At 59.9% G+C, this 11,760-nt stretch carries 13 protein-coding genes; 1 reads left to right on the top strand and 12 read right to left on the bottom strand.

Going from position 1 to position 11,760, the window contains the following annotated elements:
- Nucleotides 1-76: 76 nt before the first annotated feature.
- From AC07NR_RS24520 to xerD, 7 genes are all read right to left on the bottom strand, one after another.
- Nucleotides 77-358, bottom strand: a complete 282-nt coding sequence (locus AC07NR_RS24520; protein WP_119429023.1) for a DUF3509 domain-containing protein — start codon at nucleotides 356-358, stop codon at nucleotides 77-79.
- 164 nt (nucleotides 359-522) lie between these two features.
- Complete coding sequence (locus tag AC07NR_RS24515) at nucleotides 523-930, bottom strand: response regulator (RefSeq protein ID WP_495079652.1); 408 nt, start codon at nucleotides 928-930, stop codon at nucleotides 523-525.
- Between the two features lie 118 nt (nucleotides 931-1,048).
- On the bottom strand, nucleotides 1,049-2,422 hold the full coding sequence (locus AC07NR_RS24510; RefSeq protein ID WP_495079676.1) for a transporter substrate-binding domain-containing protein: 1,374 nt from the start codon (nucleotides 2,420-2,422) through the stop codon (nucleotides 1,049-1,051).
- 119 nt (nucleotides 2,423-2,541) lie between these two features.
- A complete protein-coding gene (thrC, locus tag AC07NR_RS24505) occupies nucleotides 2,542-3,951 on the bottom strand; it encodes a threonine synthase (protein ID WP_305836748.1) in 1,410 nt (469 codons plus the stop codon).
- 66 nt (nucleotides 3,952-4,017) lie between these two features.
- Nucleotides 4,018-5,322, bottom strand: coding sequence for a homoserine dehydrogenase (locus AC07NR_RS24500; RefSeq protein WP_011332618.1), 1,305 nt, complete (start codon nucleotides 5,320-5,322; stop codon nucleotides 4,018-4,020).
- 131 nt (nucleotides 5,323-5,453) lie between these two features.
- On the bottom strand, nucleotides 5,454-6,185 hold the full coding sequence (gene dsbC / locus AC07NR_RS24495) for a bifunctional protein-disulfide isomerase/oxidoreductase DsbC (RefSeq protein ID WP_085711641.1): 732 nt from the start codon (nucleotides 6,183-6,185) through the stop codon (nucleotides 5,454-5,456).
- A gap of 141 nt (nucleotides 6,186-6,326) precedes the next feature.
- Nucleotides 6,327-7,223, bottom strand: coding sequence for a site-specific tyrosine recombinase XerD (xerD, locus tag AC07NR_RS24490; RefSeq protein WP_438300789.1), 897 nt, complete (start codon nucleotides 7,221-7,223; stop codon nucleotides 6,327-6,329).
- 108 nt (nucleotides 7,224-7,331) lie between these two features.
- On the opposite strand from xerD, the gene AC07NR_RS24485 reads away from it, so the two are divergent.
- Complete coding sequence (locus AC07NR_RS24485) at nucleotides 7,332-9,143, top strand: cation:proton antiporter (RefSeq protein ID WP_495079651.1); 1,812 nt, start codon at nucleotides 7,332-7,334, stop codon at nucleotides 9,141-9,143.
- Between the two features lie 114 nt (nucleotides 9,144-9,257).
- On the opposite strand, the gene AC07NR_RS24480 is transcribed toward AC07NR_RS24485, so the two are convergent.
- From AC07NR_RS24480 to rpsP, 5 genes are all read right to left on the bottom strand, one after another.
- Nucleotides 9,258-9,671, bottom strand: a complete 414-nt coding sequence (locus AC07NR_RS24480) for an acyl-CoA thioesterase (RefSeq protein WP_114881518.1) — start codon at nucleotides 9,669-9,671, stop codon at nucleotides 9,258-9,260.
- Nucleotides 9,672-9,762: 91 nt separating this feature from the next.
- Nucleotides 9,763-10,113: a 50S ribosomal protein L19 gene (gene rplS / locus AC07NR_RS24475; RefSeq protein ID WP_009047143.1), complete on the bottom strand. Its 351-nt coding sequence runs from the start codon at nucleotides 10,111-10,113 to the stop codon at nucleotides 9,763-9,765.
- A gap of 45 nt (nucleotides 10,114-10,158) precedes the next feature.
- Nucleotides 10,159-10,911 carry a tRNA (guanosine(37)-N1)-methyltransferase TrmD gene (gene trmD, locus AC07NR_RS24470; protein WP_085711645.1) on the bottom strand — a complete coding sequence of 251 codons (753 nt, stop codon included), beginning with the start codon at nucleotides 10,909-10,911 and terminating at the stop codon, nucleotides 10,159-10,161.
- 2 nt (nucleotides 10,912-10,913) lie between these two features.
- The gene (gene rimM / locus AC07NR_RS24465; RefSeq protein ID WP_495079650.1) at nucleotides 10,914-11,450 is read right to left on the bottom strand and encodes a ribosome maturation factor RimM; all 537 of its coding nucleotides are present in this window, start codon (nucleotides 11,448-11,450) and stop codon (nucleotides 10,914-10,916) included.
- 5 nt (nucleotides 11,451-11,455) lie between these two features.
- Entirely contained in the window at nucleotides 11,456-11,707 is a 252-nt protein-coding gene (gene rpsP, locus AC07NR_RS24460) for a 30S ribosomal protein S16 (RefSeq protein ID WP_003198088.1), read from the bottom strand.
- Nucleotides 11,708-11,760 lie beyond the last annotated feature (53 nt).

Genomic DNA, 11,760 nt, shown 5'->3' with positions numbered 1-11,760 from the left:
CACAATGCTTGATCCTGCTGTTATGGGGTCTGACTGACCTGGATGCAGGAAGGTTCCCACAAAAGTCCCATCAGTTTCAGAGCAGCGGGCGCTTGTCGCGGGCAACATTGCGCAATGCAGCGATCACACAGGGTTCCAGCCGGCCTTCGGCGATCAGGATGTCGCGATGCAAGCCATCGACCACATCCGTCAGCTGGCGCTTGTCACTCAACTGCGCCCGATTGAATTCGCGTTCCACCACAATGGCGCCACTGCCGTTCTTCAGTGTCACCAGGCATTCGCCCTGCAGACCGCGAGGGGTCAGCGTTACCTGATACGGGCTCAGAGCCTCACCGAGCAATAGACTGATACTTTCCATCTCGATCTCCACTCAATAGTCCGAAAACACAGTGCCTGGGGCGTGTCCACAGTAAATGACCACCGGCCCGAGAAGAAAGTTCTGCATATCGGCGGCCTCTGCGGGAGCGTCACCGACCTGTCGGAGCATGCATGGAGAAGATGACAGAAAAATAACCGATGGCTTCAGGCGCAGACCGAACGTCGGGGCGACGACAGATAGTGATCGAGCAGATTGCGCATCAGCACCGCCGAAACCGGCGTGTACAGTCGGCCCAGGAGCTGTACCCCGCTCTCCTCCAATAAAGATTCCAGGTCGGCCAGTACGCTGGGAGCCACCACCCCCAGCAGGATCAACGCTTGAGCATCCCGTCGGGCAACCAGATGGTTGATCAGTGCCAGCCCCTCACCACTTTTGAGCTGCGGATTGCAAATGGCGATATCGACAGGCCCCCGACGATCCAGCGAGCGCTTTGCCGCTCCCAGCGAAGGCGCGGTCAACACGTCGTAGATTCCAATGGCGTTGAGCATCTGGTGCAACGCCATCAACTGAAACGGGTCGGGTTCGAGAAGCAGGATTTTGAGCGAGCGCATTGGACGACCTCTTGCACGACAATCGCGGTTTCTCGCCGCAGTGGATTGTCACTCTAGGGCAGTCGTCCTAAGCCTCCCATCAGAAAAGTAGCCAGGTTTTATAGGACATTTCCGATCTTCAACGCAGACATCGACACCCGCTATCGGTCTGCCTCTGAATGATGTCTGTCCAGCCCCCCAGCAAGCCGCGTAGCGCCCCATCAGCACCGTAAAAAGGAACCGTCCACTGATAGACCTGCCGAGAACCGCCCTTGAACATCAGCTGTCGCCTGCTGAAGCGCGTCTTGCGGGTGCGCAGTTGCACCATGAACTCATCATGAAGCATCAACGCCGTGGCTTGCGGAAGCACGTCGAGCTCACACAGCGTCCGCCCCTGCACCTTTTCAAGACGCACGCCGAGTGCCTCTTCATAACTGCGATTGCACATGATCAGGCGCCCCTGCAGGTCACGCACGAACACCGGGTCCGGCATGGCATCGATCAACGCATGCTGAAACGCCAGTTGATCACCCAGGTTTTTCTCCACCTCACGTCGCTGCTTTATCTCGACAGCGAGCCGGCGGCTCCACAGCAGCGAAAACAGGCCGAACACCCCGAGCACGCCCATGCCCCAGCATCCCCACTTGATCACCAGCGTCCCGAGCGAGGGCGCTGGAGCAGGGGAAATGCCATCCAGCCATTTCAGGCGCATTGCACGCAATTCGGCTGCCGAAAAGGCCCCAAGGGCTTTGTTGAGAATACTCAGCAACTCAGGCAAGCCCTTGCGCACCGCCAGATGATCCGCCTCCCACTTGCCCTCCACCAGACCTCCGACCTTGAGCAGGCCCGATGGAAACAACTGCGCACCAATCTCGTTTTCAATGGTGGCGTATGCCTCGCCACTCTCCACCAGCGCCTTGGCCTCGGCGTAAGTCTTGACCGAACGTATCTCGATCAGCGGATGGTCGCGTCGGATACTGTCCTCCAGCGCATGCCTGGCCGGCAGCACCAGAACCCGTTTATCCAGCTCTTCAAGCGACTGCACCGCCGGCAAACCCGCCCGCCCGACGAACACCCACCCCGCTCCCCCGAAGGCATGGCTGAAATCGAGAAACTGCCTGCGCTCCTCGTTCATCGCCAGCGTGGTACTGATGTCGGCGACGCCACTTTCGAGCTGCTCCAGCATGTGGTTGGTGGAGAACGACTCCTGATGCACGAACTGCAAACCGGTCATGGCGCTGATGTGCTTGAGCACATCGTTGTTCAAGCCGCTCCACTGACCGTGCTCATCCTGAAACAGATACAAGGGATACTGCACCGAGGCGACTGTCACCCTGGGGTTTTCACGAATCCACTGTTGCTCTTGCGCGTCCAGCTCAATGGGCTGGATGTTCAACTCTGCCTCTCCTGAATGCATCGTCAGATGGGCCGCGTCCGCCAATTGCAGCAACCCCGACAGCCCCAAAAAAAACAACCAGCACAACGCCGGCTTCCATCTTGAATAAAACCGCATTGCCACATCCTTCGTCATCGACTCGCCCGTCCTTCGTGGGCGAAACACGCGCAGTGTGGCATGCAAAAACAAGAAAGCCCGTCAGGAGACGGGCTTCAAAATGTGACAGCTTTCAGGGCTTAAAGCGGCTTGCCGCGATTGCCATGCTGGCTGACAAAGGCTTGCACGGCTTTCAGCTCGTTTGCCAGAACGGTGCAGCGCTCTTCTCTCTCAAACAAATCAGAAAGGTGTGCAGGCAGTTCGAGAGCTTTTCCTACACCGGCTTTCTCCACCGCGTCCGGGAACTTGACCGGATGTGCCGTACCCAGGATCACCATCGGGATATCCAGGCTGCGACGGCATTCGCGAGCGGCTTTCACGCCGATGGCGGTGTGCGGATCCAGCACTTCACCTGTCTGTTCGTAGACTTCGGCGATGGTTTCGCAGGTTTGCGCATCGTCCACAGCCAGCGAGTCGAACAGTTTGCGGGCTTCGGTCCAGCGTTCCTGTTCGACGCTGAAACCGCCGCCCTGCTTGAACGAGTCCATCAGGCCGGCAATCGCCGAGCCGTTGCGACCGTGCAGGTCGAACAGCAGGCGTTCGAAGTTCGACGAAACCATGATGTCCATCGACGGCGACAGCGTGGCGTGCAGGGTTTCCTTGACGTACTGGTTGCCGCTCATGAAGCGATGCAGGATGTCGTTGCGGTTGGTGGCGACGATCAGTTGATTGATCGGCAGGCCCATGTTGCGCGCCAGGTAACCGGCGAAGATGTCGCCGAAATTGCCGGTCGGTACCGAGAACGACACGGAGCGAGCCGGGCCACCCAGTTGCAGCGCTGCGTGAAAGTAATAAACGATCTGGGCCATGATCCGCGCCCAGTTGATCGAGTTCACCGCCACCAGGCGCGTGCCCTTGAGGAAGCTCTGGTCGGCGAAGCTGGCCTTGACCATTTCCTGGCAGTCATCGAAGTTGCCTTCGATAGCGATGTTGTGGATGTTCTCGCCGAGAATGGTGGTCATCTGCCGACGCTGCACTTCGGACACACGGTTGTGCGGGTGCAGGATGAAAATGTCGACGTTTTCGCAGTGCTTGCAGCCTTCGATCGCGGCCGAACCGGTGTCACCGGAGGTGGCGCCGACGATGACAACGCGCTCGCCGCGCTTTTCCAGCACGTAGTCGAGCAGACGGCCGAGCAGTTGCAGGGCGAAGTCCTTGAACGCCAGGGTCGGGCCGTGGAACAGCTCCATGACCCATTCGTTGCCGTTCAGCTGACGCAGTGGCGCAACGGCGTTGTGGGCGAACACACCGTAGGTTTCTTCGAGGATCTTTTTGAAATCGGCGTCCGGAATGCTGCCGGTAACGAACGGGCGCATGACGCGAAATGCCAGCTCGTGATACGGCAGGCCGGCCCAGGAAGCGATTTCTTCCTGGGTGAAACGTGGCAGGTTTTCCGGAACGTACAGACCGCCGTCGGTGGCGAGACCGGCCAGCAGGACGTCTTCGAAATTCAGGGCCGGTGCCTGGCCGCGGGTACTGATGTAACGCATGACTGACTCCAATGGACAGTGTTCGCAACACAGGGCCCGCAGGCGGGCCCTGTGAAGGAGATCGGCTTAGTTCAAGTGCTCGACGCGGATCCGCACGACCGGACCGACCACGCCCGCCAGGGCTTCGAGGGCGGCGATCGCATCGTTGATGTGCTGTTCCAGCACGCGGTGGGTCAGCAGGATCATCGGCACCAGGCCGTCGTGTTCCTCGACTTCCTTCTGCATGATCGACTCGATGTTGATGCCGCGTTCCGAGAGGATGCTCGCCACCTGAGCGAGTACGCCCGGGTGGTCCTTGGCCTGGATGCGCAGGTAGTAGGCGCTTTCGCAGGCTTCGATCGGCAGGATCGGATGGGCCGACAGCGAGTCCGGCTGGAAGGCCAGGTGCGGCACGCGGTTTTCCGGGTCGGAGGTCATGGCGCGAACCACGTCCACCAGGTCGGCGATCACCGACGATGCGGTCGGCTCCATGCCGGCGCCGGCGCCGTAGAACAGAGTCGAACCGGCAGCGTCACCGTTGACCATCACCGCGTTCATCACACCGTTGACGTTGGCGATCAGACGATCGGCCGGGATCAGCGTCGGGTGTACGCGCAGCTCGATACCGGCGGCGGTGCTGCGAGCCACGCCCAGGTGCTTGATGCGGTAGCCCAGCGCTTCGGCGTAGTTCACGTCGGCGGTGGTCAGCTTGGTGATGCCTTCGGTGTAGGCCTTGTCGAACTGCAGCGGAACACCGAACGCGATGGACGCCAGGATTGTCAGCTTGTGCGCTGCGTCGATGCCTTCGACGTCGAACGTCGGATCGGCTTCGGCGTAGCCCAGCGCTTGCGCTTCGGCCAGCACGTCTTCGAAGGTGCGACCCTTCTCGCGCATTTCGGTGAGGATGAAGTTGCCGGTGCCGTTGATGATGCCAGCAACCCAGTTGATGCGGTTGGCAGACAGGCCTTCACGGATCGCCTTGATCACCGGAATGCCGCCGGCTACCGCCGCTTCGAACGCCACGATCACGCCTTTCTCGCGAGCCTTGGCGAAAATTTCATTACCGTGAACGGCAATCAAAGCCTTGTTCGCGGTGACCACATGCTTGCCATTCTCGATGGCCTTGAGTACCAGCTCGCGGGCAACGGTGTAGCCGCCCATCAGCTCTATGACGATGTCGATCTCAGGGTTCGTGGCCACTTCGAAGACATCGTTGGTAATCGCAATACCGGTCGTCTGGAACTGAGGCTTTGGCGTGCGCATGGCAATTTGTGCCACTTCGATTCCACGCCCGGCACGACGAGCGATTTCCTCGGCGTTGCGCTGAAGTACGTTGAAGGTACCGCCACCGACGGTCCCTAACCCACAGATGCCTACTTTGACCGGTTTCACTGTGAACTCCCCATAAAACGGCCGACGCGAGGCCGGCCGTGAAAACAACCGCGCAATCGCGGCTCTCTATTGATGGCCCGGCCGTGTTGCCGCCGGGCCACGCTCGTCACGCCTTGACGTGACGATGCGAATTACTTCGCGCCCAGCGCCAGTTTGGCGACTTGTGGCGCAGGCTGGTAGCCCGGAATGACTTGTCCGTCAGCCAAAACGATGGCCGGCGTGCCGTTCACGCCGATCGACTGACCAAGGGCGAACTGTTTGGAAACCGGGTTCTCGCACTTGGCGGCCTTGATTTCCTTGCCATCGACCATTTTGTCCATGGCGGCTTTCTTGTCTTTCGAGCACCACACGGCTTGCAGTTGCTCGTCACCCGGCGAGCCCAGGCCCTGACGCGGGAACGCCACGTAACGCACTTCGATGCCGCGCTTGTTCAGCTCAGGCACTTCGGCGTGCAGCTTGTGGCAGTACGGGCAAGTGGTGTCGGTGAACACGGTAATGTGCGACTTGGTCTCGCCCACGGCCGGGTAAACCACGGTCTCGGCGACCGGAATCCCGTTGATCAGTTTGGAAATGCCCAGGCGTTCGGTCTTCTCGGTCAGGTTGACCGGTTTGCCGTCCTTGAGCTGGAACATGTAGCCCTGAACGATGTACTGGCCGTCGGCGCTGGCGTAGAGCACGCGGCTGCCCTTGAGCTTGACTTCGTACAGGCCCGGCAGCGGGCTGGCGGTGATGGTGTCCACCGGAACGTCGAGCTGGAGGTTTTCCAGGCTCTGGCGGATGGCTTTGTCGGCCGCATCATCGGCGACGGCAAAGGTGCTGACCAACGCAATAGCTGCGGCGGCGAAAATCTGGGTCAGACGCATGTGAACTCCTGAAGGCGGACAAATGGAACGATCAGAACGCCCGTGCCGGAACACCGGGTCATAACCGTCCATCGTGCAAACCGGCAAAGCCTACCACATAAGGCTCCCGTGGCCGAATGCGCCTGTCGCAAGGCAGAACGCTCAGCCGCGAGGGTGATGCTTGGCATGCAGATCCTGCAACCGTGCACGGGCGACGTGCGTGTAGATCTGCGTGGTCGACAGGTCGCTGTGGCCCAACAGCATCTGCACCACGCGCAAGTCGGCGCCATGGTTGAGCAAGTGAGTCGCGAAGGCGTGACGCAGTGTGTGCGGCGACAGCGATTTGCCGATCCCTGCAACCTTGGCCTGATGCTTGATGCGGTGCCAGAAGGTCTGGCGAGTCATCTGCTCGCCGCGCTGGCTTGGAAACAGCACATCACTCGGGCGCCCACCCAGCAACTCGCCGCGACCGTCGCGCAGGTAGCGCTCGACCCAGACAATCGCTTCCTCGCCCATCGGCACCAACCGCTCCTTGCTGCCCTTGCCCATCACCCGCAACACGCCCTGCCGCAGGTTGACCTGTTCCAGGGTCAGACTGATCAGCTCGGTCACCCGCAGACCGCAGGCGTAAAGGACTTCGAGCATGGCACGGTCGCGCTGGCCGATGGCTTCGCTCAAATCTGGCGCCTTCAGCAGCGCTTCCACGTCGGCTTCCGACAGGGATTTGGGCAACGGCCGGCCCAGTTGCGGCATGTCGACACGCAAGGTCGGATCGACCGGGATCAGTTTTTCCCGCAGCAAATAGCGATAAAAGCCACGCACGCCTGAGAGAAATCTCGCGGTGGAACGGGGTTTGTAGTTCTGCTCCAGACGCCAGGCCAGATGATCGAGGATCAACTCGCGCCCGGCATTGATCAGTTCGAGATTTTTCTCCTGCAGCCAGCCATTGAATAGCGCGAGATCGCTGCGGTAGGCATCGCGAGTGTTGTCGGACAGGCCTTTCTCCAGCCACAGGGCATCGAGGAATTGGTCAATCAGCGGGTGGTCGATCGCAGGCATGGGCACTCTGGCCGCGCCGGCAAAAGCACGACGCGCAAATAAACAGTGAACGGTTGAAAGGCTCGCTAGTCTTTCATAGCCCGCTATTTCAAGGAACAGGGAGCTTCAATGAACGAGCAGCAAATTCTCTTGGCCTTCGGCGGTATCGGTGCTGCCGCTCTGGGCTGTCAATGGCTGGCGTGGCGGCTGAAGTTGCCGGCGATTCTGTTTCTGCTGTTGACCGGCATTCTCGCCGGCCCCGTGTTGGGCTGGCTCGACCCGCAGGAAATGTTCGGTCCGCTGCTGATGCCGCTGGTGTCACTGGCAGTGGCGCTGATCCTGTTCGAGGGCAGCCTGACCCTGCATCTGTCGGAGTGGCGCGAGATCGGCAGCGTCGTGCATCGGCTGGTGACCCTCGGCGCGCTATCGACCTGGACAGTGATTGCGGTGGCGACTCACTGGCTGCTGGGCTTCGACTGGCTGCTCGCCATCCTGTTCGGCAGCCTGACCCTGGTGACCGGCCCGACCGTGATCGTGCCGATGCTGCGCGTGGTACGACCGAAGGCTTCGATCGCCAACATCCTGCGCTGGGAAGGGATTGTGATCGACCCGATCGGTGCGCTGCTCGCGGTGGTGGTCTACAGCTTCATCATTGCCCGGACCGAAGGCCATGGCCTGGAACAGAGCCTGCTCACGTTCGGCGGGGTGATTGTCTGTGGCAGCGCGTTCGGCATCGCCGGTGGCTGGCTGCTCGGCACGATCATTCGGCGTCAATGGCTGCCGGAGTATTTGCACAATCTGGCATCGCTTGCCGCAGTGCTGGGGATATTCATCACCGCCAACCAGACCATGCACGAGTCCGGGCTGCTGGCGGTGACGCTGATGGGCATGTGGCTGGCGAACATGAAGGGCGTGGATGTGCGGCACATTCTGCACTTCAAGGAAAACCTCAGCGTGCTGCTGATTTCCGGGTTGTTCATTCTGCTGGCGGCGCGGCTGGACCTGAACGCGCTGATCGGTCTCGGGCCGCTGGTGCTGATTCTGTTGCTGGTGATCCAGCTGATCGCCCGACCGCTGAACGTAGTCTTGAGTACCGCGGGTTCGAGCCTGAGTTGGCGTGAGCGTGCATTGTTGTGCTGGATCGCCCCGCGCGGAATCGTCGCGGCAGCAGTCTCGGCGATCTTTGCGATTCGCCTGGATGAAGCAGGCCATGAAGGCGCGCTGTTGCTGGTGCCGCTGACCTTCGCCGTGATCATCGGCACCGTCGTGCTGCAAAGTGCGACTGCCCGACCACTGGCGCGCCTGTTGAAGGTGGCGGAACCGGCACCCAGCGGCTTCCTGATCGTTGGTGCAAACGGCCCGGCGCGCCTGCTCGGCAAGTCGCTGCAACAACTGGGCAGCCGGGTGTTGCTCACCGATTCAAGCTGGGAAAACATTCGGGCGGCGCGCATGGATGGTTTGCCGACCTACTTCGGTAATCCGGCCTCGCAGCATGCCGATGCGCACCTGGACCTGGTGGGGCTGGGACATTTGCTGGCGCTGTCACCGTCCGGTGAACTCAATACGCTGGCAGCCATGCGCTTTCGACATGACTTTGGCCATCAGCGCCTGTTCGGACTGGCCAGTGGTCATGAAAGCCGGCGCAGCGACAAGCACCGCGCCAGCCTGGAACATCGCGGCAATCAACTGGGGAGCGAGGCGCTGACTTATGCCAGGCTGGCCAGCCAGTTGGGCCAGGGCGCCGATCTGTACAGCACGACGCTGACGGACGGGTTTGGCTGGGACGATTACCGGGCGCTGCATGGCAACCGCGCGACTCTGCTGTTCATGCGCGATGACAGTGGCTGGGTGCATGTGGTGACGCCGGAGACCGTGCTGAAACCGGGGCCGGGGTGGACGTTGCTGGCGTTGATTCAGCCTGAGATTAGCGGCGGCGCATAAATCCAATCGCGGGCAAGCCCGCTCCCACAGGGTTCGTGTCGAGCACAACACCAGCAGGCAACACAAAATCTGTGGGAACGGGCTTGCCCGCGAATGCCGCGGCTCGGTGCCGGGTCAGGCCGCGAAACCCGGCAACACGGGCACTGGCCGCTTGTCATCATCAATGGCAACGAAGCTGAACTGCCCGTGAATGGCTTTCTCACGCCCGTCGCAGCTCATGCTTTCAACGAACACTTCCACCTCGACCTTGAGGCTGGTGTTGCCGACCTTGATCACCCGCCCGACCAGTTCGACGATGGAACCTGCCGGGATCGCATGGTTGAAATCGATCCGGTCGGTGGAGACCGTCACCAGCGGCAGACGGCAGAAACGCGTGGCAGTGATGAACGACACTTCATCCATCCAGGCCAGCGCGGTGCCGCCGAACAGGGTGTTGTGGTGATTGGTGGTCGGCGGGAAGACCGCCTTGGTCACGCGGGTCACCGAGAGTTCGGTACGGCGTTCGATTTCTTGCTCGCGAGATGTCATGGGTACGGCCTGAAGCAATGGTGCTGTGGATAAATTGCGGACAACAAAAAAGCAGCCCGTAGGCTGCTTTTTTCTGCATCGGAAGCTGGACTTAAGCCAGTTTTTCCTTGATGCGAGCTGCTTTACCCGACAGGTCGCGCAGGTAGTACAGCTTGGCTTTACGTACGTCACCGCGACGTTTGACAGCCATGCTGTCGATCTGCGGGGAGTAGGTCTGGAAAGTACGTTCTACGCCAACACCGTTGGAGATTTTACGAACGGTGAACGCACTGTTCACGCCGCGGTTACGCTTGGCGATTACAACGCCTTCGAACGCTTGCAGACGGGAACGATCGCCTTCCTTCACTTTCACCTGAACGACAATGGTGTCGCCCGGGGCAAAGGCTGGGATCTCTTTGGTCATCTGCTCTGCTTCGAGTGCAAGGATGATTTTGTTGGTCATGCTGTGCTCCTAAGGTAAATCGTCGGATCTACCATCGATACGTTGTTAACTATCGTCCCGCTCGCGGATGTATTCCTCGAGCAGCTTCTTCTCTTCTCCAGAAAGCGAGCGGCTTTCCAGAAGATCGGCGCGTCGTTCATAGGTCCGACCAAGGGACTGCTGTAAACGCCAACGCCGGATGTGTGCGTGATTGCCACTTAGCAATACGTCGGGAACACGCTGATCCGCATACACCTCCGGTCGGGTGTAGTGCGGGCAATCCAGCAAACCATCCGTGAAGGAATCTTCCTCCGCGGAGTCCGCATGCCCTAAAGCTCCGGGCAGCAGTCGTGTAACCGCATCTATCAGGACCATCGCCGGCAGCTCGCCGCCAGACAGGACATAGTCCCCAATCGACCACTCTTCATCGACATGAGCATCAATAAAACGCTCGTCAATGCCTTCATAGCGACCGGCAATCAGGATCAATGCATCCGATTTCGCCAGTTCGCGTACCGCCGACTGAGTCAGTTGACGGCCTTGGGGGGACAGGTAAATCACCTTCGCCGCCTCCCCGGCTGCTGCCTTGGCCTGAACCAGAGCATCTTCCAGGGGCTTGATCTTCATCACCATGCCCGGACCACCGCCAAACGGGCGATCGTCCACAGTGTGATGCCGATCCGTCGTGTAATCCCGCGGATTCCAACAGGTCAGCTGCAAGAGCCCCTGTTTGACCGCTCGACTGGTGATGCCGTAGTCGCCGATGGCGGAAAACATCTCGGGAAACAAACTGATCACTTCTACGCGCAAGTTAGCCACGCTTAGAAGTCCGCGTCCCAATCCACCTTCATCTCGCCCGCTGCGAGGTCGACTGCCAACACGCATTGCTCCGTATAGGGCAACAGGCGTTCGCGATCATCCAGGCTGCCAGCGCAAGGCTTGACTACCATTACATCATTGGCGCCGGTTTCCAGAAGATGATCGATTTTCCCGAGCAGTTGCCCAAGCGTATCGATGACCTTCAGACCTTCCAGCTGGTACCAGTAGTACTCGCCTTCGGTCAATTCAGCGAACAGGCTGCGCGGCACGCAGATCTCGTAACCGGCCAGAAGACGAGCTTCTTCACGATCATCAAGACCCTTGAGCTTTGCGACCAGGAACTTGTCGCTCCCGCGTCCACTGACCAGCTCGACCTGTTTGACATTGCCTTCGCGCTTGAGCGTCCAGGCTTTGTACTGCAACAGGTTTTCAGTCGGATCAGTAAAGGAATAAACCTTCACTTCGCCGCGAACGCCGTGAACAGAATAAATTTTGCCAATAACGATCAAATCATCGGCAACAGCAGGCGTCGCGTTCATATTGCTCAGGCCGCAGCCTTAGCCGATTCCTTCAGCAACTGAGCAACACGCTCAGAAGGCTGTGCACCAACGCTCAGCCAGTAGGCTACGCGCTCTTGGTTCACGGACAGACGAACTTCCTGACCACGGGCAACAGGGTTGAAGAAACCAACCTGTTCTTTGTGGGAACCGTCACGCGGGTTGCGGGAGTCGGTTACGGTCAGGTGGTAAAACGGGCGCTTTTTGGAGCCGCCAAGGGCAAGACGGATTGTTAGCATGTGAACATCGTTCCTGTAGTCGGTGCTGCAAATCTAAATGCACAGCGGGCATG

Source organism: Pseudomonas sp. GW821-FHT09C09 (assembly GCF_059418105.1).
Note: the sequence above shows the minus strand (reverse complement) of the source record. Positions and strands in the feature narration are given on the sequence as shown.

What these genes read in the sequence shown, in the direction of transcription:
- dsbC (WP_085711641.1), bottom strand. Translation starts at nt 6,185, where the DNA reads ATGCGTCTGACCCAGATTTTCGCCGCCGCAGCTATTGCGTTGGTCAGC.
- AC07NR_RS24520 (WP_119429023.1), bottom strand. Translation starts at nt 358, where the DNA reads ATGGAAAGTATCAGTCTATTGCTCGGTGAGGCTCTGAGCCCGTATCAG.
- xerD (WP_438300789.1), bottom strand. Translation starts at nt 7,223, where the DNA reads ATGCCTGCGATCGACCACCCGCTGATTGACCAATTCCTCGATGCCCTG.
- rplS (WP_009047143.1), bottom strand. Translation starts at nt 10,113, where the DNA reads ATGACCAACAAAATCATCCTTGCACTCGAAGCAGAGCAGATGACCAAA.
- AC07NR_RS24480 (WP_114881518.1), bottom strand. Translation starts at nt 9,671, where the DNA reads ATGACATCTCGCGAGCAAGAAATCGAACGCCGTACCGAACTCTCGGTG.
- AC07NR_RS24485 (WP_495079651.1), top strand. Translation starts at nt 7,332, where the DNA reads ATGAACGAGCAGCAAATTCTCTTGGCCTTCGGCGGTATCGGTGCTGCC.
- thrC (WP_305836748.1), bottom strand. Translation starts at nt 3,951, where the DNA reads ATGCGTTACATCAGTACCCGCGGCCAGGCACCGGCCCTGAATTTCGAA.
- AC07NR_RS24515 (WP_495079652.1), bottom strand. Translation starts at nt 930, where the DNA reads ATGCGCTCGCTCAAAATCCTGCTTCTCGAACCCGACCCGTTTCAGTTG.
- rimM (WP_495079650.1), bottom strand. Translation starts at nt 11,450, where the DNA reads ATGAACGCGACGCCTGCTGTTGCCGATGATTTGATCGTTATTGGCAAA.
- AC07NR_RS24510 (WP_495079676.1), bottom strand. Translation starts at nt 2,422, where the DNA reads ATGCGGTTTTATTCAAGATGGAAGCCGGCGTTGTGCTGGTTGTTTTTT.
- rpsP (WP_003198088.1), bottom strand. Translation starts at nt 11,707, where the DNA reads ATGCTAACAATCCGTCTTGCCCTTGGCGGCTCCAAAAAGCGCCCGTTT.